The sequence below is a fragment of the Neobacillus vireti genome, assembly GCF_036962465.1.
Classification (GTDB): Bacteria; Bacillota; Bacilli; order Bacillales; family Cytobacillaceae; genus Neobacillus; species Neobacillus vireti_B.
On record NZ_JBALNF010000002.1, the window covers coordinates 159,343 to 179,240 of the forward strand.

The 19,898-nt window shown below is 38.3% G+C and carries 18 protein-coding genes and 1 other RNA gene; 6 read left to right on the forward strand and 13 right to left on the reverse strand.

All coding sequences use genetic code 11. The features are described from left to right. The first annotated feature begins 157 nt into the window (after positions 1-157). Positions 158-850: a Crp/Fnr family transcriptional regulator gene (locus tag V7077_RS01365; protein ID WP_335498044.1), complete on the forward strand. Its 693-nt coding sequence runs from the start codon at positions 158-160 to the stop codon at positions 848-850. Positions 851-985: 135 nt separating this feature from the next. On the opposite strand, the gene V7077_RS01370 is transcribed toward V7077_RS01365, so the two are convergent. From V7077_RS01370 to V7077_RS01405, 8 genes are all read right to left on the reverse strand, one after another. Further along, on the reverse strand, positions 986-2,911 hold the full coding sequence (locus V7077_RS01370; RefSeq protein ID WP_335498045.1) for an ATP-dependent DNA helicase: 1,926 nt from the start codon (positions 2,909-2,911) through the stop codon (positions 986-988). Positions 2,912-2,940: 29 nt separating this feature from the next. Next, on the reverse strand, positions 2,941-4,080 hold the full coding sequence (locus V7077_RS01375; protein WP_335498046.1) for a THUMP domain-containing class I SAM-dependent RNA methyltransferase: 1,140 nt from the start codon (positions 4,078-4,080) through the stop codon (positions 2,941-2,943). Between the two features lie 167 nt (positions 4,081-4,247). Next, positions 4,248-4,653, reverse strand: an RNA gene (rnpB, locus tag V7077_RS01380) — RNase P RNA component class B. Positions 4,654-4,732: 79 nt separating this feature from the next. Then, positions 4,733-5,035, reverse strand: coding sequence for a cell division regulator GpsB (gpsB, locus tag V7077_RS01385; RefSeq protein ID WP_335498047.1), 303 nt, complete (start codon positions 5,033-5,035; stop codon positions 4,733-4,735). A 131-nt stretch (positions 5,036-5,166) separates the two neighbouring features. After that, a complete protein-coding gene (locus tag V7077_RS01390) occupies positions 5,167-5,727 on the reverse strand; it encodes a DUF1273 domain-containing protein (RefSeq protein WP_335498049.1) in 561 nt (186 codons plus the stop codon). Between the two features lie 125 nt (positions 5,728-5,852). Continuing rightward, the gene (locus tag V7077_RS01395) at positions 5,853-6,233 is read right to left on the reverse strand and encodes a CotD family spore coat protein (protein WP_335498050.1); all 381 of its coding nucleotides are present in this window, start codon (positions 6,231-6,233) and stop codon (positions 5,853-5,855) included. 391 nt (positions 6,234-6,624) lie between these two features. Beyond that, positions 6,625-7,881, reverse strand: a complete 1,257-nt coding sequence (locus V7077_RS01400) for a ribonuclease H-like domain-containing protein (protein ID WP_335498051.1) — start codon at positions 7,879-7,881, stop codon at positions 6,625-6,627. After that, a complete protein-coding gene (locus tag V7077_RS01405; protein ID WP_335498053.1) occupies positions 7,872-10,175 on the reverse strand; it encodes a DEAD/DEAH box helicase in 2,304 nt (767 codons plus the stop codon). Before V7077_RS01405 ends, V7077_RS01400 begins: the two co-directional genes overlap by 10 nt. 172 nt (positions 10,176-10,347) lie before the next feature. Between V7077_RS01405 and V7077_RS01410 the strand changes: the two genes are divergently transcribed. Continuing rightward, positions 10,348-11,046: a Crp/Fnr family transcriptional regulator gene (locus V7077_RS01410; RefSeq protein WP_335498054.1), complete on the forward strand. Its 699-nt coding sequence runs from the start codon at positions 10,348-10,350 to the stop codon at positions 11,044-11,046. Between the two features lie 43 nt (positions 11,047-11,089). On the opposite strand, the gene hcp is transcribed toward V7077_RS01410, so the two are convergent. Continuing rightward, positions 11,090-12,379: a hydroxylamine reductase gene (gene hcp / locus V7077_RS01415; protein ID WP_335498055.1), complete on the reverse strand. Its 1,290-nt coding sequence runs from the start codon at positions 12,377-12,379 to the stop codon at positions 11,090-11,092. 169 nt (positions 12,380-12,548) lie between these two features. Between hcp and V7077_RS01420 the strand changes: the two genes are divergently transcribed. After that, positions 12,549-13,052: an Hsp20/alpha crystallin family protein gene (locus V7077_RS01420; protein ID WP_335498056.1), complete on the forward strand. Its 504-nt coding sequence runs from the start codon at positions 12,549-12,551 to the stop codon at positions 13,050-13,052. Positions 13,053-13,126: 74 nt separating this feature from the next. On the opposite strand, the gene V7077_RS01425 is transcribed toward V7077_RS01420, so the two are convergent. Continuing rightward, the gene (locus V7077_RS01425; protein WP_335498057.1) at positions 13,127-13,684 is read right to left on the reverse strand and encodes a YppG family protein; all 558 of its coding nucleotides are present in this window, start codon (positions 13,682-13,684) and stop codon (positions 13,127-13,129) included. A gap of 187 nt (positions 13,685-13,871) precedes the next feature. On the opposite strand from V7077_RS01425, the gene V7077_RS01430 reads away from it, so the two are divergent. Then, positions 13,872-14,081, forward strand: a complete 210-nt coding sequence (locus tag V7077_RS01430) for a YppF family protein (protein ID WP_335498059.1) — start codon at positions 13,872-13,874, stop codon at positions 14,079-14,081. Between the two features lie 96 nt (positions 14,082-14,177). On the opposite strand, the gene V7077_RS01435 is transcribed toward V7077_RS01430, so the two are convergent. The 3 genes from V7077_RS01435 to V7077_RS01445 all read right to left on the reverse strand — a co-directional run bounded on the left by V7077_RS01435 (position 14,178) and on the right by V7077_RS01445 (position 16,380). Then, complete coding sequence (locus tag V7077_RS01435; RefSeq protein WP_335498060.1) at positions 14,178-14,549, reverse strand: YppE family protein; 372 nt, start codon at positions 14,547-14,549, stop codon at positions 14,178-14,180. A gap of 87 nt (positions 14,550-14,636) precedes the next feature. After that, a complete protein-coding gene (locus V7077_RS01440; RefSeq protein ID WP_335498061.1) occupies positions 14,637-14,912 on the reverse strand; it encodes a hypothetical protein in 276 nt (91 codons plus the stop codon). A gap of 490 nt (positions 14,913-15,402) precedes the next feature. After that, positions 15,403-16,380, reverse strand: a complete 978-nt coding sequence (locus tag V7077_RS01445) for a DUF2515 domain-containing protein (RefSeq protein ID WP_335498062.1) — start codon at positions 16,378-16,380, stop codon at positions 15,403-15,405. Positions 16,381-16,565: 185 nt separating this feature from the next. On the opposite strand from V7077_RS01445, the gene recU reads away from it, so the two are divergent. Both recU and V7077_RS01455 read left to right on the forward strand, forming a co-directional pair. Beyond that, on the forward strand, positions 16,566-17,168 hold the full coding sequence (gene recU, locus V7077_RS01450) for a Holliday junction resolvase RecU (protein WP_335498100.1): 603 nt from the start codon (positions 16,566-16,568) through the stop codon (positions 17,166-17,168). Positions 17,169-17,213: 45 nt separating this feature from the next. Further along, complete coding sequence (locus V7077_RS01455; protein WP_335498063.1) at positions 17,214-19,889, forward strand: PBP1A family penicillin-binding protein; 2,676 nt, start codon at positions 17,214-17,216, stop codon at positions 19,887-19,889. Positions 19,890-19,898 lie beyond the last annotated feature (9 nt).

Below are 19,898 nucleotides of genomic sequence, written 5' to 3' on the forward strand. Positions count from 1 at the left end.
AGTGAAGTCCCTCATCGTATCCCTGTGATTTTTCCCACACCATTGAAAATGAGTTTCAAAAAAGATAACTACTATGACGGGGGTCACTTATTTACAAGGTAAACACTGCTAAAATATAACTTATTGAGGATGAATGACTTACAGGGGTGAAATTTTAATGAAATATGAGGATATTGTTAAAAGGTTATCAGTAGTGCCGATTTTCAAAGAGTTATCAGCTAAAGAACTTGATCCGATTGTCAAAATTGCCCAGGCGCGTTTTTATAAAGATAAAATGTACGTTTTTATGCAGGAGGACCCTCTTGATCGGGTGTTTTTTATTCACTCAGGGAAAATTAAAATCTATAAATCCGATTTAGCGGGGAAAGAACAATTAATCTCTGTGTTAGGACCCGGGGAAATGTTCCCCCATGCTGGTTTTTTTAGGAAGGGGAAATTCCCAGCATACGCGGAGGTTTTGGAGGATGCCGTGCTTATCATCATTCCTATTGATAGGTTTGAAAAGATATTAATATCCTACCCAGAATTATGTATTAAGCTGTTTAAGGTATTAGGTGAAAAGATTGTGGACTTACAAGGAAGGCTGGAAGCACAAGTACTTCATAATACGTACGAACAAATTATTTTACTACTAATTAGGCTATGTAAATCTAATGGGGAAAAAGTTGGCGGACTTTATAAATTAACGACTCAGTTCACTAATCGTGAATTAGCGAATATGATTGGAACCTCAAGAGAATCTGTCAGCAGAACGATTAACCAGGTTAAAAAGAAATCATTGGTTTCCCAAGATGAGAATGGATTTTACTTAATCAACCATGAGGCTCTCGAACAGGAATTATTTTATTAAAGGCTGTTTTACTCTTGAATGTTGATTTCCGCTCCAGATGGCTTCGCTCCAATCAAAAAGCTAAAAAGCAACGATACCTTTAAGACAGTCTTATAAAAAAAAGCGGAAGCAACTTAACTTCCGCTGACACTTTAATTAATTTTCGATTGGCTCTGTCGGCAGGACAGCTTTTATTTCTTGCAGCAAAGTTAAATCCAGTTCATCATCAAGAAGGATATGGACGCTTCCTTCATCCTTTTCAGTCCTAATTAACCTGCCAATTCCTTGGCGAAGCCGGAGAAGCATATAGGGTAAGTCTACTTCTAGGAAGGGATTGGTAAGCCCATTCTTTTTAGCTGTAAAAACCGGATCATTAGGCGGAAACGGAAGGGAAAAAATTATGACATTTTCCAACGACCTTCCTGGGATATCAAGCCCTTCCCACAAATGAATCGAGCAGAGTACAGAATGTTCTTCATTTTGAAATTTTGAAACCAACGTGCTAATCTCCTCATCTCCTTCAAAATAAACAGGGTAAGGAAAGGCACCTGGTAACTGCTTCTTGAGAACTGCTAATTCTTCATTATTATTAAGGAGAATTAATGCTCGCCCTTCAGACTGAGTAATTTGCTTTATTAAATATTGAACCTTCATATCTACCACATCTTTCGGAAAACGAGGAAGATATACTTTCATTTTTTCATCATAATCAAACGGCGATGCCACTGAAAAAGATACGTATTCGTTAACACCAAGACTATTAGCCATATAATCAAAAGATTTATGATTTGAAAGTGTGGCTGAGGAAAAAATAAACGGCTTCTTCTGTGAAAATACTTCCTCACGCATTACTTCCTCGACCATTTTAGGCATGATCACAAGGGTTCTTTCTCCACCCTTTTCTTCGAACCAGGTAATCCCGTTCAGTTCTTGAAGAAATAATGATAGTGAATAAGTAATTTGTTCTAAATATTCCTCGACGATTTTCAAATCATATTCATTAATCACATATAACTCACTTTCAAATACCAATTCTTCTTCAAGTGCCTGCAAGGTTGACAGCAGCCTTCGACAGGTTTTCATCACTAACGGATGCTTGGTAATGACTTGTTTTTCAGATCCTTGGGATTGGGAAGAGAATTGAGAAATAGCATCAAAAAATGCCTCGTTTGCTAAAAGCGCCTCCTCAATCGTATATAACGTCTTTTCACGGACTTCGTTTTCCATTAACCTAGTGAGTAAGGTGTCTAATGTAAAATCCGTAAAACGATAGCTTAATGCTTTCTGTGCAGCATATTCCAACAAATGTCCCTCATCAAACACGATAGAGGAATGCTCGGGTAGTAGTGGAAGCTGCCCTTCCCGTTTTCGTGATTCCTTAGTCCAAATATGCTCCATGTAAAAATCATGAGAACAAATGATTAAATCGGCCGCATGTCGATAATATTCCCGGTGCAGAGTTAAACCGCAGCGATGACGTTTATCACAAGAGAAGCAATCCTGCAGTGCATCCCAATTCACATTACTCCATACCTCATCCGAAAGAGATGGGTAATCCCTCCTGTCGCCATATCTTTCAAAAGTCTGCATGGATCCAACGGAATGGACAAAATCAGGCAGTTCCTGATACACCTCTGAAATCTCATCGGAAAAATTATTGTTTTTTACCTGGTCAAGCTTTTTCAAACAAAGATATTGATCCCTAGACTTTGCCAGACGTACATCTATCTGCAAATCTAAAATCTTTTCAAGTTTTGCAATATCTCCTTCTTTTTTAACCAGTTGTTCAATTAATGTCTCGTCAGCACAGGCAATCACTGCAGGTCTATTCGTATAACGCGCATACATGATAGCATACAGGAGATAACAAATCGTTTTCCCTGTTCCTACTCCTGCCTCGGCAAACATAACTTTTTTTTCTTTAAAGGCTTTTTCTAATTGAAAAGCCATATAAATTTGTTCGTCTCTTAGTTCAAAACCTGCTTCCGGTAATACATCATAAAATAGGTCGCCAATCCATTCCCCTAACTTGTCATAAAAAGACTCCGTTTTTGAAATCTCAAACGGCATTCGGTTGTGCATGAAAACTCCTCCCCCATAAATATTCTTTCCTACTCGTTCCGCGGGGGTCTCTTGCCCCAATATTGATAAAGGTCCGTCCGGATGAATCCATTAAACAGCTTCCGCTTCTTTGTTGCCGGTTTTCCGTATAATTGCTCAAAATCTTCATTCGAAGTCATAATGTAAATCGACCAGGTATCGAGTTTACTAAAAGCCTGTCCCATTTCCCTGTACATTTGCTCCACTGCCTTTTTATCTCCAAGCCGCTCCCCGTATGGAGGGTTACCTACAATAACCCCATAGTCTTTACTTGTCGATATATCCCGAACCTGCATTTGTTTAAATTTAATTAAATCACCAAACCCAGCTTCTACAGCATTACCTTCCGCTATTCTAACCATACGATGGTCTATGTCTGTGCCAGCGATGTCTAATGGCTGGTCGTACTTTGCCAAATCCTCGGCTTCCATCCGGGCTTCCTCCCAGACCTTTTCGGGCATCCACTTCCATGCTTCAGAAACAAACTCCCGATTAAATCCCGGTGCAATATTCTGCCCAATCATTGCTGCTTCAATTGGAATGGTACCTGATCCACAAAAAGGATCAATAAAAGGCCGATCAGCCTGCCAATTTGTTAACATTACAAGTGCAGCTGCCAATGTTTCCTTTAGCGGTGCCTCACCTTGATCAATCCGATATCCTCGTTTATGGAGTCCACTGCCACTGGCATCAATTGTTATTGTCGCAACGTCTTTTAACAAAGCAACTTCAATACGGTATAGAGCACCACTTTCTTCGAACCAGGTATTTCGCTTATAATGTTTTTTCATACGTTCAACCACTGCTTTTTTCACAATGGCTTGACAGTCTGAAACACTGAATAACTTTGATTTAACCGACTTCCCTATAACAGGGAATTCAGCATCTTCAGGCAAAAAATGTTCCCAGGGAAGTGCCTTTGTCTTTTCAAACAGTTCATCAAACGTAAAGGCCTTAAATTCTCCAACTTTAATTTTAATGCGGTCTGCCGTTCGCAGCCATAAATTACTTCGTGCAATAGCTGACTCATCCCCAGAATAGGTAACCCTGCTATTTTCCACTTCACAATTATAACCAAGTGATCGTACTTCTTTAGCAACTAAGGCTTCTAACCCCATCGCTGCAGTTGCAATGATTTGATATTTTCCCATGTTTTCACCCTTAAATAAATTCAAATGTATGTATTTTTTACGCTTATCGTTAAACTTGTCGCTTACATTATTGACAAAATGCAGAAAACGAATGCAGTTGTTTGCAATAAAAAAGCTCCCCATATTAGGAGAGCCCTTAATATCCAGCATTTTTAACATTAATAACGTTCTGTAAGCCATGTTCTGTACCATTGTACTGCAAACGACCTTTTGGGTCTCGTACACAGGTGGTAATCATCTATCTACAGATTCAAGTTGAATCTGTCTTTCTCCTCGTTCAATTCCTCAGAGAAAACGCCCCTACCATAATTTGGGTTTCTCGCTCGTGGGGTTTACCCGTTCCACCCTTTCTGTTTCCAGAAAGACTACGTCACTGTGGCACTTTTATAGGTATTCATACCATATCCACTGGGGACTTAGGTATTTTCCCGGCCGTCAACTGAATGCTAGACTCAGCTGCCCTAGCTTATGAATTCACTAGGCACGAACACTACGAGCATCGCAGCTCGTGCGAGCATGGACTTTCCTCAACGATTCGCTTATAAAAGCTTCTCGCAGCGATTACCCGAACGTCATTAATGATACTTTCTTATTATATGTATTTCTTGTTGAATATACAATGGTTTTTATTAGGAAACTGCGGTACAAAATGTTAATCGTAAAGTTTATTACCAAAAACATGCTTTTCTAGATTAGACAATCTTTTTAAAATATCAAAATTAGTCGTTCCGGCTGGCTGTGCCACCGGCTGCCTTTTTGATGTATCTTCAAGCTGTTTACGAAGCCTAAGGTTCTCTTGCTGGAGATCCTCAATTTCTTGATGAAACGTTTCATAGTCTTTAATAATTAAATCTAAAAATTTATCCACATCTTCTTGTTTATAACCACGAACACCAGTTTTAAACTCTTTTTCTAAAATATCCTTAGCTGTTAATTTGACCTTATCAGCCAACATACAAATCACCTCAAGTTTAGCCAATCATTACCTATTATTTTTCCAAAAATAAGTCCTTTTGTCAATTTTCTTTTACATTCAGGGTTTGTGCCATCATTTCATTTATATGTGGTACCCACTAATCCAATATTTTAAAAGTCAGATTGCTTAAACTGTTCTTCCTCTACAATCATTTGCAAATCATAAAACGTAATTAATTCAATTCGATAATCGTGCTGTTTTTGATAGTCTAATGCTAATTCGTACAAATATTTAGGGCTTCCCTCTTTTTCATGGTCATAGAGCAGCAGCAAACCTTCGCTTTTTTCCAGAAAGAATTGATTTTTCAAACGAAATTGCCACGGTTTTTCATACCCTTTTTTCGTAATAGAATCAACGAAATCCGCTTGCATTAAAATAGTTGAATACCACTCCTTATTAGTTTCATTCCAGTTCGATTCCTGTTCTAAAAATGGAGTAATCACTGCAAGTTTTAACTCGGGATATTCACTTTGTAAGTCAAAGACCACTTCAGCAGTCCAAAGTTCTACACCTAGTTGACCACTAATTAAAATCCATTCTAATTCTTCTTCAATCATTGGCAGTAAAGCCTTTTTCATGGCTGCCTTAATAAATTGTACGGATGGATGGTCCTTATTAAATACCCCTAGCTCAAAAGGTTTATAACCCGAAACGGCTAATACTTTTACCAAACTCTTTCTCCTCTTTTAAAAATTTTTTAAAATTGGGACAAACATTTTATTACTAAGAACATAACATATAATAAATAGAAAATAAAAAACAAGGGCTAAATAGCCCTTGCAAGACAGTCCAATTACTATGGTCTGCGTCCTCTAAAAGATCCTGGTCCCGCCCCATAGCCCGGTCCAAATCCTGGTCCAAATCCCGGTCCGCCTGGTCCAAAGCCCGGACCGCCCATTCCACCAAAGCCTGGTGCATTTGGTACTGCATTTGGCATTGGTGCGATTGGCATTGGTGCTGGTGCACATGTGTTACAGCAGTCAATGTGCTGATTGCAGCACTCTTCTGCACATGATGCAGTGTGCGGACAATAATGTTTATGTTGAAACATGTGGTGGTTCACTGTGGTTGTATGAACCGGATGAATATGTGGCACCACCGTTGTTGAAAACGTATGGTTCACAATTTGTTGCGTCGGATGAATGACTGGAGGTAAAAAATTAGTTCCTAGATACATATGAAAATCTCCCTTCAAATATTCTGTTTACATTAACAGCCTATGTTAAAGGAGCGACTCTTGTACTAATGAAAATACCTATTTTTTTGATTTTAGCAAAGCTGTTTTTATAACATAGTATAAAAGCTGTCTTTTAGACTTGTTAACACAACGGCAGTCAAACAGACGACAATAAAAAATAAGAAAAGAATTGCTTTATACATACTACCAGCTCCATAAGTTTTATAGTCGTTTTTTTCTCAACTCAATTTTCAATTTTACCTTTTTCAACGCTGATAAACAATATGGGAATGCTGGTTTTCTTCATAAAAATTATTAAAATTTTGTGACACAAAATTAAACACTTTTCATATCGAAACAACTCGACAAAAACTGGTAAACATTCAAATATTTAGGGTAATTTATCGTATTTTTTTTCCAAGCGTGTAAGCCTTGTTTGAAGCTGATCTACTAATGGCTTTTTCCCATTTATTGGATCAGCAGATACAGAATGAATGGCTTCCTGGCAATATTTTATAGCCTTTGAAAGATCCTTAAGCCTATGCTCAAAAATTTTGGCCAGCTCGATACAGGCTTCTGCTCTAATTTGCAAATCCTTCGAATCGACAACCTCCAAAAATAAATCTCGTGCACTGCTCCAGTTACGTTCTTTTTTTTGCTGGTAGGCCAGGAGTAACTTTGCCTGTTTGGATGTTATATCCTGTTCCTTTGTTAGGGTGGCTAATACCTTTTTTGCTTGTTCCGTTTCTCCTAAGCTAGCAAACCAACGTCCAACTTCATACGTTTCAGGGCGTGTTTGATTCTGATCCATGCCCGAGAGTTGAAATGTCAGATGAGTATACAACGTAACAAGGGATAAGATATCGATTTCGTTATGTTTTAAAATACCAAGCATTCCATCAGGTTGTTTGCTTTCAATAAAATCAAAATAAATGATAGGTGCAAGATAGCCCGGTATATCATCCATTCGTTCTACTCCCAATACTTCTTTTTCAACAATGGACAGCTTCATTCTATCTAATTTATGTTTCCAGAGTCTTCTAGCCGCATGAAAAAGATCAAAGTGTCCAAAGGCAGGCAGTTTTGGAACATGTTCTCTGACTAGCGTATGTCGTGTTTTTACTTGTGGCCAATCAAACGATTTGCCATTGTAAGTGACAAGAGTACGATAATTCACTTTTTCCAAAAAGCTATGATATAGTGGAACCTCAGCACCTGGATTTGGCAAAATATGTTGTCTTAAAATAAGCTCCTCTCCAAAAACACTAGCATAACCAATGATAAAAATGGTATTTCCAACTCCGCCCCCAAGCCCGGTCGTTTCTGTGTCAAAAAAGAATAATTCTTCTACCCTATGCCCTTTAGCCGAAATTGGATGGTTGATTTCATTTCTATTCCAGCAATTAATGGCCGTTCGTAAATCTTTAAACTGATAGTGCCCATGCTGATAGGACAGAGGGTATCTTACTTCTCGAATTAAACAATAATTTTCATCTAAGAAATAGGGAGAGACATGTTCTTGTTCCCATTTATCACGATAAGGGATTTCAAAAACAGGACCTTCAGGAATGTGTTTTGTTTCCTTTTCAGAATGAGAACCAACCGACAGATGCGGTTTTAAACGATTCAATTTGTTTTTTAGTGACATGTTGCAACTTCCTCACCTAAACGTGGAGTTCGAAGAAACGTCTCAAGAATTTTAACAGTATCATTTTTTGCTGTTTCACTAACAGCATCCATGCCAATACAAGAAGGACATCCTGACTGACATTGACAACGGTGGATCATTTTTAAGGATTCATTAAAAACCTCGGACATTCCTGTATATAATTTTTCACTTAATCCAATACCACCCGGATAACGATCATAAAAGAAAATAGTCGGCTTTTCATTATGATCTGCCTTAACTTGCGGGATAACGTGGATATCCTGAGGATCAGCCATGACAAATAAGGGAGCTATATGATTAAGGGCATGCGCAGCGCCAATCAGCCCCTGCTCGAGACGCTCTTGTCCCATTTCTGCTAACGGTTTACTTAAAGAAATCCATGCAGCATTTGTATGAAGCTCCTCCTCTGGAAGATGAATCGGACCGGACCCAATGTTTTCATGTGTCTCAAACTTAATCTTTTTAAAAATAGTAGCCATCGCCCGGACACTGACATCGCCATACCCTATTTCTGCTTTAGCTAGCGTTTGAAGTTTATCAACCTCTAAAACCTTTAATTGAACTGCCAGGTTAGCATCTGTAAAATAGTCTACATCGACCTCACGAACAAATGCCTTCTTCTCATCCCAATCCAGCTTCTCTACCTGATATTGTGTCCCTTGATGCAGGTAAATGGCCTCATCATGGAGCAGTGTCATGGCTGAGAATCGATCCATTTCACCGATAACCTTCACATGTGCTATATCTGATTGATCGACGATTATTACATTTTCCTGTGAGGCTGATCGCAAACTAATGTTGTGAGCCGGGAATGAATCATTCATCCAGAAAAATTTTTCACCATTGCGATAGAGCACACGTTCCTCTGCTAAGTATTCAAGCAACTCGTCCGTTTCCACATTTCCAAACATATCACCCGTCTTAAACGGCAGTTCATAGGCAGCACATTTCATATGATCAATTAAAATAATAAGATTGTCTGGATTAATTCTTGCTGTCTCAGGACTTTTATTAAAAAAGTAATCAGGGTTTTGAATAATATATTGATCAAGCGGGCTCGAACTGGCCACCATTATAACCAAAGCCTCGCCATGTCTTCTGCCCGCTCTTCCTGCTTGCTGCCAAGCACTCGATATCGTCCCAGGATAGCCTGTCATAATACAAACCTGCAGCTGACCAATGTCCACGCCCAACTCAAGGGCATTCGTGCTGACAACCCCATAGATATCCCCTGAACGCAAGCCTTTTTCAATTTTCCTTCGTTCTGTTGGCAGGTATCCGCCGCGATACCCCATTATTGATTTTGCGCCCAACTCATTTTTAACTAATTCCTGCAAATAAGTCAGAATTATTTCCACTCTTACTCTGCTTCTAGCAAAGACAATAGTTTGAATCTTGTTTTTCAATAGTTCTCCTGCTAGTTTTCGAACCTCAAGCGTTGCACTTCTGCGAATATTTAATGGTTTATTCACTATCGGAGGGTTATAAAAGAGGAAATGCTTAGTTCCACTTGGCGCACCATTATTATTAATTAACGTCATTTTCTCTTCAGTTAACTTCTCCGCGAGTTCTAAAGGATTTGCGATCGTGGCAGAGGTACATATAAACACTGGACTGCTTCCGTAATAATGGCAAATCCGCTTTAATCTTCTAATCACATTGGCAACATGACTGCCAAACACACCACGGTATGTATGGAGCTCATCTATAACAACAAATTTAAGATTCTCGAATAAGGATACCCATTTTGTATGATGCGGCAGAATAGCGGAATGAAGCATATCCGGGTTGGTAATGACTACATGACCAGCTTTTCTTACCCTCTGGCGGATGTTAGCTGGGGTATCTCCGTCATACGTATAACTATTTATGTCAGCGCCGGACGCTTCAATTATTTCATTAATTTCACTTTTTTGATCTTGTGCGAGTGCTTTAGTTGGAAAAATGTAGAGAGCTCGTGCATTAGGATTAGCCAAAACGGTTTGTAACACCGGCAAATTATAGCAAAGTGTCTTTCCAGAGGCAGTCGGTGTAACAGCTACAATACTATGCCCGCTAATAATTTCATCATAGGCTGATTTTTGATGAGTATAGAGCTGGCCAATTCCCCTACTAGAAAGAGATTTCTTTAATACAGGATGAAGGTCCTCTGGCAAGTCGACAGATTGGGCTGGCTTATTAGCAATAGTATGCCATGTGACTATATTTTCTTTAAACTCGTGGTTTATTTTTAAATCTGCAAGGATTTCCTGCAGGTTTTTTTTTAGCTTCATGTTCTCACCTCATAACTCTTATTTTACCGAATAGACGTTCGTTATTAAAGGTATAAAACAAAATTTAATTCATTAACAGGATTGTAACCTTTTACCATTATGATAGAGTAAACGTTAAGACTATATTTTGTTACAATATAAAAAGAAAGAACTCGATTTGAAAGGTGATTATATGAAAATTGAAGATATTAAACGGGTACTAAGTGGTTTTACCCTTTTCCGTGAATTAGACCATTTTGAATTGACAAAAATAGCGAATATTTCGATCGCCAGGGAGTGGAAAAAAAATAGTCATGTCTTTCTCCAAGGCGATCCACTCGAAAACGTCTATTTTATCTTTGATGGAAAAATAAAAATCTATAAGAGTGATATAAGTGGTAAAGAGCAAATTGTGGCGATTGCAAAAAAAGGAGAAATGTTCCCCCATGTTGGATTTTTTAGAAAGGGCGATTATCCTGCCTATGCAGAAGTGCTAGAGCCTTCTACCCTTATTGCAGTTCCTATCTCCCAATTTGAGAAGGTATTAATCGAAAACCCAGAGCTCTGTATTAAAGTGTTTAAAGTGCTTGGAGAGAAAATTGTTGATTTACAAAATCGCTTAGAGGAACAGATTTTAAACAATACATATGAACAAATTATCAAGCTGCTTATTCGTCTAGCACAGAAACATGGAATTGAACAGACGGATGGTACGATTCAACTCAAATCAGAGTTTACGAATAGAGATCTTGCCAATATGATTGGAACCACAAGGGAAACCATTAGTCGGACATTGACTAAAATGAAAAAAGAGGAATTAATAGAACTAGACCATGAAGGAAACATGATTCTGGATATAACTGTGCTGATGCAGGAATTAAATCTACTATAAAAAAACACCGCAGCTTTTAGAGCTGGGGTGTTTCTTATGCTGATTACAGCTGAAGCATTTCTTCCATATCTTCTTTAGCTGTACCGATTAATTTTAGATTGAAAGTATCCTGAAGGACCTGAAGAACTCCTTCTGAAATAAATTCAGGCGGTTTAGGTCCAATTCTAATGTCCTTTATTCCCAAGCTGAATAGACCTAACAAGATCGCTACTGCTTTTTGTTCAAACCAAGATAAGACGATACTTACTGGTAATTCATTGACTTCACAGCCGAACGCGTCCGCTAATGCTAAGGCAATCTTCACGGTTGAACCGGAATTATTACATTGACCTAAATCAATATACCTAGGGATGTTTGTTCCAGGTACTACCCCATAATCCACATCATTAAAACGGAATTTACCGCAAGAAGTCGTTAAGATGACTGTTTCGGGAGGTAGGGATGTAGCAAGCTCGCGATAGTATTCCCCGCCTTTTCCTGGTGCGTCACATCCTGCAATAACAAAAAAGCGTTTAATTTTACCTGCTTTCACAGCATCAATGACCTCTGGCGCTAAACCTAAAACGGTTTCATGATGGAATCCCGTGAGTAATGTTTCTTCCGATTCAATCGCTGCTTCAGGAAGCTCCAATGCTCTGTTAATTAATGAAGTAAAATCATCATTCACAATTTTTTCAACATTTTCAAGTCCTGCAACTTCATAGGAGAACATCCGATCAGCATATGTACCCTTAATTGGCATTACACAGTTGGTAGTAGCAAGAATAGCTCCTGGGAACTTTTCAAATAGACGGCGCTGATCGTACCAAGCTTTACCTATATTACCTTTTAAATGTGCATATTTTTTCAAAGCAGGATAGCCGTGCGCAGGCAACATTTCAGAGTGGGTATAAATATTAATACCTTTTCCTTCAGTCTGCTTTAATAATCCCTCTAAGGCGAATAGGTTATGTCCCGTAACAACAATACACTTGCCTTCAATTTTATTTTGACTAACGCGTATTGGTTCTGGAATTCCCAAACGTTTCGTATGGGCCTCATCGAGCATTTCCATAACGCGGACAGCAGATTGGCCCACCTTCATAGCCATATCAATATGTTCCTGTACGTTAAAGTTTGAATTAGTTAATGTCATGTAAAGTGCTTCATGTGTTGTCGCATCCACAAATGGGTCCGTATACCCTAGTTGATTGGCATGTGTTCTGTAGGCTGCAATTCCTTTTAACCCAAAAATAATCGTATCTTGTAAGCTGGCGATGGTTTCATCTTTACCACAAACACCAATTACTTTACATCCGCCAGTTGGTGTTTGTTCACATTGATAACAGAACATGTAACTTCCCCTTTTCCATTATTTTTCTTTACTAGCGTACAAATTTTTTCACCCCTTAAGTGTGATTCAAATCACAACAATTGAGTTTGTAACAAAATATTCAATAATTTGTGACGAACATATGTCGGCACCTACCTATTTTTCTAAGCATATGATATGGAGATAAATAATGGAAAGAGAGGGAACAATGATGTCATCCATGCTTCCGAGTGATAAAAATAACCGTAAATCCCCGCTGTCAGAACCTTTCCGGGATTTAATCAAATCAATGAATGACTTATTCACTGATAAACCGATGCGGGGATTTTTACAAACTATTGATGAATTCTTTAAAACTCCTTTTCCTACAGCGGCTGGTTTCCATGTTGAAACAGTTGAAACAGGAAAGGAATATATTATTTCAGCCGAGCTGCCTGGAGTGAAAAAGGAGCAAATCCAATTAAATATTACAGGAAACTATTTAACTATCTCTGTTGAAAATAGCGAATTAGAAACAGAGGAAAACGAACTTACCCATGTATATCGACGTAAATACTTCCGTCAGCATGCTGCTAGGACGATCGCCCTGCCCCATGCAATCAATGAGAAATTGGTTCGTGCTTCGTATCGTGATGGATTATTGCAAATCCGCATTCCTCAGGAAAAAGGTAAAATAATCGATATAGAGGAATAACTTAGTACTTTCTGTTTCCTCCGTATAGGAAAAGACGGCTGCCAATAGCCGTCTTTTTTATACTCCGATATAATTTAAACTTTAAAGATACCCCCAAATCCTTTAACGAGTGAGGATACTTGATTTACTGCATTCATCATTTGCCCAGCCGTATTTACCATTTTATTAATATCCACTGATCCATCTTGTGATTTGAAGGAATTGATTAACGATTGCATTCCACCTGGTTGTTTTGGCATAAAACTGTTTTTGGGATAGGGATTCATTATTGGATAACCATTCATGGGCATATATGGCTGCTGAACCATTTCATCCTTGGGCTGCAAAGGGTTTTGAAATAGATACTGGTTATCCTTTTGCTTATATGGAGCTTGATGAGTCATATTTTGCTGTACAAAGCCCTGTTGATAGGTTTGGCCATATGTCTGCATCGGCTGCGGGTAATAAGGATTGGGCGGGTAATAGGGCAACATATTATAGTTCTGAGGTTGAGTCTGATATGGGTTCGGCGGCTGATTTCTGTTCAGATATGCTTGAGGGTTCATTTGTTGATTTGTCATTGGTCCTTGGTGCATCATTTGCCCCGAGTATCCATGATGAACGAAATGATTTGGTTTTGTTTTACCAAACATGGGCAAACATCTCCTCTTTATTATTCTCTATTACACATTATGAAGATTAGAAATGAATGGTGATTATAAGTGTAAGTTTGTCAATGTCAGATTCACAAGAATTTTGTCTAAAGTTTAAATATTTTAAAAACTAGGAATCCTATATTTTCATGATACGATTAACAAAAGGGTGAAGGAGGAGCTATTTATGCACATTCACGAATTAAAAAGCAAATTTATTCAAAGTCGGGATTACAACACAGATGACGTTAATGCCTTATTGGATTTTGCAAAGAAAGTGTATATTCAAAATGAAATTAGTATAAAAGAATATCGCATTCTTGTCCGCGAGCTTGAGAACCAAGGTGCGGTTATACCTGAAACTAATCATGAAGACTCCCTCATCGAACATTCATAAATAATGAGCAGCTATATACTCTAGCTCTATTCCTCTGCTGTTATTAATACCAGCAGATAGGAAAATTTAATTAAATTATCTTAAAAGAGATGCATTTTACCTGCATCTCTTTCTATTTTTCACCTCTTTTATTACTTCCGCTAGAACAAATTCTACCGATCGTTGTGTATTTAAAAACCTAGATTTACTTGTCTCTGGAAAAAAAGATTGAACAGAGATCTGCTCAATATGGGCAGAAGTTGTATCAATTTGTTTTAAATGAAGGTGTAAAGTATTAGCTGTGGGGAGCCATTTCTTCATTGCCCTATTCCACTTATCATTAATCTCCTTTACTTCATCTGCAAATGGTTTAATTTCATTATAAAAATCATGTGTTAGTTCGGTCTCTCTGCCTTCTCGATAAATCTTTAAGAATTGTTCATTATAATGTAAAAGTTTTTCCGTTAATTCAAGAATTTCATCTGACATGTTCTCTTTCTCCCTTTTAATTTACAAAATAAAAAAGTAGCAAGGGTAGTGATGCTACTTTTAACCATATTATTATTTTAGCGCTACTTAAAAACCTAATTCAAGCTTTAAAGGTGTAGGAACTGCACTAAGGTTAGTGTTGAGGATATCTTCATGAGACATAGGATTCATATTTGATGAACAACCCTCGATATCTGAAAGGCGGTGAAGTGTTACCGTTAATTTTTCTTGTTCCTCACTTGTTATCTGGAGGCGTTGGTCGGAGAAAGAGGCTTCTAGAACAGACTCCAATTCTTCTAATTGATCATATATTTCAGTTAGCATCGTAAGCATTTTTTCCTTTTCGGACATTGGTATAGTCATTTACAAATCCCTCCTCACGAGTATCTATTAGGTAATATTCTCCTTCCCCTTCCAGCCTCCTTCAAGCTTGACAAAACTAGAAGCAATTCGGCAAAGAAAGTGTAAAAACATCATAAATGATAATCTTTTTCGACATAATCATAAGTTCGCATGAAATACTGCTGAACCGCGCATGCTAGTAATGGAGGTGTTTTTAATGGCGAAAAAAAATAATCCAACAAGCAAGCAATCAAAAGCTGTCACAGAGCAAAAAACAGGCTATGGGGATAAAAAGCTTGAAGGACCAAATCGTCCTGCTGAGTAAAACCAAAAGCGGAAGCCCCTTGATCAGAGGCAACAGGCATAAGACAAGCCGGCGAGAAGGCTGTTCTTTGCCCTTCTTGACGCCTTGGCTTATGACGCCAAGGCGCTGGAGCCGGACGTCTCTAACTCGATTTAGTGATAAATCTGTAATTTACTACAAAAAAGCAAGGCGGCGTCCTTGCTTTTTTTATTTCCACTTTTTTAGCTTAAGTGTTTTTTGAAGAGAAAGTAATAAATGAAGCTGATTTGATTTATTTAAGTACCAGTCCGTAAGATGGATAGGATGATGATGTCGGACAGGCAAATGCAGCCAGGCCGGAGAAATGAGCCGTTGTTTACTCCAATCCTGATAATTCTGCTGGTGATGTTCAATAACTGGAAAAGTTGTTCTAAGTAAAGGTGTTTTCCTACCTGTCTTTATTTTAAAATATTGTTCATAATCGTATCTTGAACCCGAATGTGGATTCTTTTCGGCAAATTCAAAAAAATAAGGAAACAGCCGCGGATGAAAAAGAATACTAGCCAGCCTCTTCCCTAAATTAATTCGCTTAGATAGGGATTTAAAACCATTTACACTGGCCCCATACACCTCCCCGCCACAAGTAGGAAAAAGAACACAGCTGAAGTGAAGCCAATCTTGAAAAGAAAAAAGGAAGGAACGAAAGACCTTATTCTTATATACAGGATGTTCTATCACAGGTGTTTGAATCACATTTTGTTCATTAATAATTAAAGACGTTGTTAATCTTTCCTTATCGTTTTCCATCCAATAGCGTTCCCACTCTTTTTGAATAAATGCTGAAACATGAAAAAAGGGAAGTAAGTGAAACATAGGCCGATTTAATTTCGACGAATATTGGTACAGCAGAAGCTGGGGAAATACATCATGAAAAATAAGCCAATTGGCCCGCTCATAAGTCAAAAATAACTGTTTCCTCATTTTTGGTGCCAAAATTTCCGGGAAAATGTCACCTTCGAGATCACACATATTCCAACCGCCATTTCTTGAAACCATACTTGCAAGAAAAGACCAAATAATATCCGGATGTTGTTTAAAATAGGAAAAATAAGCATCTGTACGCGTAATATTATCAACGTTTCTTTTTTTTGTTTCACTTACAATTTGACGGATGATTGATTGTTCCTGTATCGTAAGATGATTCATATTCTTCTTCCTTATTTTTGATAGAGTTTTAATTTTGCGTTAAAATCTTTACTAAAATTGAATCATGTCTGAGTTTGGCATTCACAGTACAATTATTATTAGCGTACGTAAGCAAAATTATTTTATACACCCCAATATGTACAAAGATTTGATATGATAAGGATTAGCTTGTGAGGTGTAAAATGATGAATTTTAACTATCCAAATGGAAAAAAGTTTAAGCCAAAAGAACAGCCAAAAGACAATAAGGTGAAAAAAATAAAAAATGGATCTTATAGTAATCGGGGTATGACACTAGAGGAAGATTTAAATGAAACTAATCAGTATTACCGGGAAAGAAAAATTGCAGTGATACATAAAAAGCCTACTCCAGTTCAGATTGTTCAGGTGGATTATCCAAATAGAAGTGCTGCCGTGATAAAAGAGGCATACTTTAAACTAGCCTCAACAACGGATTATAATGGGGTATATAAAGGTAGATATATTGATTTTGAAGCAAAGGAAACGCAAAATCCCACCTCATTTCCTTTAAAGAATTTCCATCAACACCAAATAGAACATATGGAAGAAGTTATGGATCAAGGGGGAATTTGTTTTGTTATACTCCGGTTCACAAAATTTGAACAGGTTTACCTGCTCGAAGCCTTGCATTTACTACACTTTTGGGAGCGAATGATGAACGGAGGAAGAAAATCGATTACGAAAGAAGAGATTGAACAAAAGGGCTACCACATACCGCTTGGATTTCAACCAAGAATTGACTATATTAAGATAATAGAGCAACTATAGAAAACTTCAATTTTTTCATAGAGAGTAGAAAGGAAGGAAATCATTATGTCTGAACAATTCAAATCAAGAGAGGAGCGCAGAAAGCAACTCCAATCCAAAGGCAAGAAAAATAAGCAAAAAAAACCACGCGGACTATTTAAGAAGATTTTTCTAAGTCTTGTTGTCCTCGGAATAATTGGAATACTTGCCGGAGTGGGGACTTTCGCTTATTTCGTTAAGGATGCTCCCAAACTTGATCCAAAATTATTAAAAGATCCTATCCCTTCAAAAATTTTAGATAAAAATGATAAGTTGATTACTGAAGTTGGTGCTGTAAACCGGGAATATGTAAACTATAAAGACATTCCTAAAATACTTGAAGATGCTGTGTTAGCTACAGAAGACTATCGTTTCTATAAGCACCATGGTATTGATCCAATTCGTCTAGGCGGCGCCATTTTAGCCAACTTCCAGCATGGATTTGGTGCAGAAGGCGGAAGCACCATCACGCAACAAGTTGTTAAAAATGCTTTTTTAACGCAAGAAAAGACGTTAAAACGGAAGGTTCAAGAAGCATGGCTTGCCTATCAGCTAGAGCAGCAATATACAAAACACCAGATCTTTGAGATGTATGTAAATAAAGTTTATGTATCCGAAAACAGCCATGGTCTTGCTACTGCGGCCGAAATCTATTATGGCAAGGAATTAAAGGACCTTACTTTGGCTGAGGCGGCGCAAATAGCCGGGATGCCACAAAGTCCTAACAATTATAATCCGTTTAACCACCCGGATTTAGCAGAAAAAAGACGGAACATCGTTTTATCATTGATGTATCAGCATGGATTTATCTCTAAGCAAGAAATGCAAGAAGCTAGTAAGGTTTCTGTAGCTGATGATGTATTAAAGCAAGATCAACGTAAGGTGGATGATAAGCCTTATGAATCGTTTGTGGATGCTGTCATTGATGAGGTAAAGGCTACTACAGATTTTGATATTTTTACAGATGGTTTAACGATTTATACTACACTTGATAAAGATGCGCAATTACATGTTAATGAAATCCTAAATACAAAGGATTCCGATATCATCCCTTATCCTGATGATAAACTTCAAGCTGGTATTGTCCTTCTTGATACAAAGACAGGAGAAATTCGGGCAATCGGGGGCGGAAGAAACCAACAAGTTCAACGCGGTTTTAATTATGCAATTGATACAAGACGGCAGCCTGGCTCTACAATTAAACCAGTGCTAGATTACGGCCCTGCAATTGAATATTTAAACTGGGGCACCTATGAAATGATTAACGATAAGCCGATTACTTATTCATCTGGGAAGAAATTTGGCAACTGGGATCAGAAGTATAAGGGTCCAATGACGATGAGAACGGCCCTGCAGTTATCACGTAACAGTCCCGCTGTTCAAGCACTACAGCAAGTTGGACTTGATAAAGCAAAAGAATTTGCCGTTAATCTTGGTATTCCTTTAAAAGAAATTTACGAATCCTATGCCATCGGCGGCTTTGAAACTGGGGTTTCCCCGCTTCAAATGGCCGGAGCCTATGCTGCTTTTGGAAATAACGGATTCTATACTAAACCACATTCCGTTAAGAAAATTAAGCTGCGAGACGGAACCATGATTGATACAGCCCCTAAACCAAAAGTGGTAATGAAGGATTCGACTGCCTTTATGGTTACCGATATGTTGAAGAGTGTACTGATGTCTCCTGGAACAGGAACAAGGGCTAAAGTTCCAGGTCTTCCAATAGCAGGAAAAACAGGAACTACAAACTATACAGATCAAGAAATGGCTGAATGGAATATAAATAGCAGTTCCGTTCCGGATGCTTGGTTTACCGGCTATACGACCAATTATACTGCTTCCATTTGGACGGGATATGAAAGCCGGAAAACTCCAATTACGGCGGAAGGCAGCAATCAAAGAATTGCTCAGCTGCTATTTAAGAATTTAATGGCATATGTATCTAAGGACATTAACACTCCAGATTTTAAAATGCCGAATAGTGTCCAAAAGGTTAGAATTGAAAAAGGCACCATGCCTCCTGTATTGGCTAGCCAGTATACACCTAGTAGTCAGGTATCAATTGAATACGCGGTTAAAGGGCATGCACCTAAAAGAGTATCTGAAAAATATAACAAGCTTTCAGCACCTGCAAATGTTGCTGCTAAGTATGATAATACGAACGGAAATGTTGTCGTTTCATGGGATTATAACAATGCTGCAAACAAAGATATTCAATTTGATGTCACGATTGACGGTACCAATTCGAATCATACTGTTCAAACTGGCAACAGCTTAACCTTTAAAGCTAACCCTGGAGAAAAATATACTATTTCTATCTTTGCCTTTAGTGGAACGAATAAGAGTGATGCTGTTCATACCTCCATTGATATACCACAGAGTGAAGGACAGACTGACCAAGGAACAGGAACTACCCCCGGGACTGGTACCGAAAACAACAATGGCACCGGAAATGGAACTGGTACTGAAAATGGCAATGGGACCGGAAATGGGACTGGTACTGAAAACGGAAATGGGACCGGAAATGAAAACGGGACTACCAATGGCAATGGGACTGGAAGTGGAAGTAATACTGGAAATACTGGGAATACCGGGAATACCGGGAATACTGGCCAAGGAGGGGCTACTCCCCCGGTTACAACCCCTGTAACTCCTCCTCCGAATCAAAGTACAGGAAATCGTGGAGGAACGAATAGCCAATAAGCTAAAAAA

Coding starts and splice junctions, on each gene's coding strand:
- V7077_RS01365 (WP_335498044.1), top strand. CDS start 158: ATGAAATATGAGGATATTGTTAAAAGGTTATCAGTAGTGCCGATTTTC.
- V7077_RS01370 (WP_335498045.1), bottom strand. CDS start 2,911: ATGCACAACCGAATGCCGTTTGAGATTTCAAAAACGGAGTCTTTTTAT.
- V7077_RS01375 (WP_335498046.1), bottom strand. CDS start 4,080: ATGGGAAAATATCAAATCATTGCAACTGCAGCGATGGGGTTAGAAGCC.
- gpsB (WP_335498047.1), bottom strand. CDS start 5,035: ATGTTGGCTGATAAGGTCAAATTAACAGCTAAGGATATTTTAGAAAAA.
- V7077_RS01395 (WP_335498050.1), bottom strand. CDS start 6,233: ATGTATCTAGGAACTAATTTTTTACCTCCAGTCATTCATCCGACGCAA.
- V7077_RS01400 (WP_335498051.1), bottom strand. CDS start 7,881: ATGTCACTAAAAAACAAATTGAATCGTTTAAAACCGCATCTGTCGGTT.
- V7077_RS01405 (WP_335498053.1), bottom strand. CDS start 10,175: ATGAAGCTAAAAAAAAACCTGCAGGAAATCCTTGCAGATTTAAAAATA.
- V7077_RS01410 (WP_335498054.1), top strand. CDS start 10,348: ATGAAAATTGAAGATATTAAACGGGTACTAAGTGGTTTTACCCTTTTC.
- hcp (WP_335498055.1), bottom strand. CDS start 12,379: ATGTTCTGTTATCAATGTGAACAAACACCAACTGGCGGATGTAAAGTA.
- V7077_RS01420 (WP_335498056.1), top strand. CDS start 12,549: ATGGAAAGAGAGGGAACAATGATGTCATCCATGCTTCCGAGTGATAAA.
- V7077_RS01425 (WP_335498057.1), bottom strand. CDS start 13,684: ATGTTTGGTAAAACAAAACCAAATCATTTCGTTCATCATGGATACTCG.
- V7077_RS01430 (WP_335498059.1), top strand. CDS start 13,872: ATGCACATTCACGAATTAAAAAGCAAATTTATTCAAAGTCGGGATTAC.
- V7077_RS01435 (WP_335498060.1), bottom strand. CDS start 14,549: ATGTCAGATGAAATTCTTGAATTAACGGAAAAACTTTTACATTATAAT.
- V7077_RS01440 (WP_335498061.1), bottom strand. CDS start 14,912: ATGACTATACCAATGTCCGAAAAGGAAAAAATGCTTACGATGCTAACT.
- V7077_RS01445 (WP_335498062.1), bottom strand. CDS start 16,380: ATGAATCATCTTACGATACAGGAACAATCAATCATCCGTCAAATTGTA.
- recU (WP_335498100.1), top strand. CDS start 16,566: ATGAATTTTAACTATCCAAATGGAAAAAAGTTTAAGCCAAAAGAACAG.
- V7077_RS01455 (WP_335498063.1), top strand. CDS start 17,214: ATGTCTGAACAATTCAAATCAAGAGAGGAGCGCAGAAAGCAACTCCAA.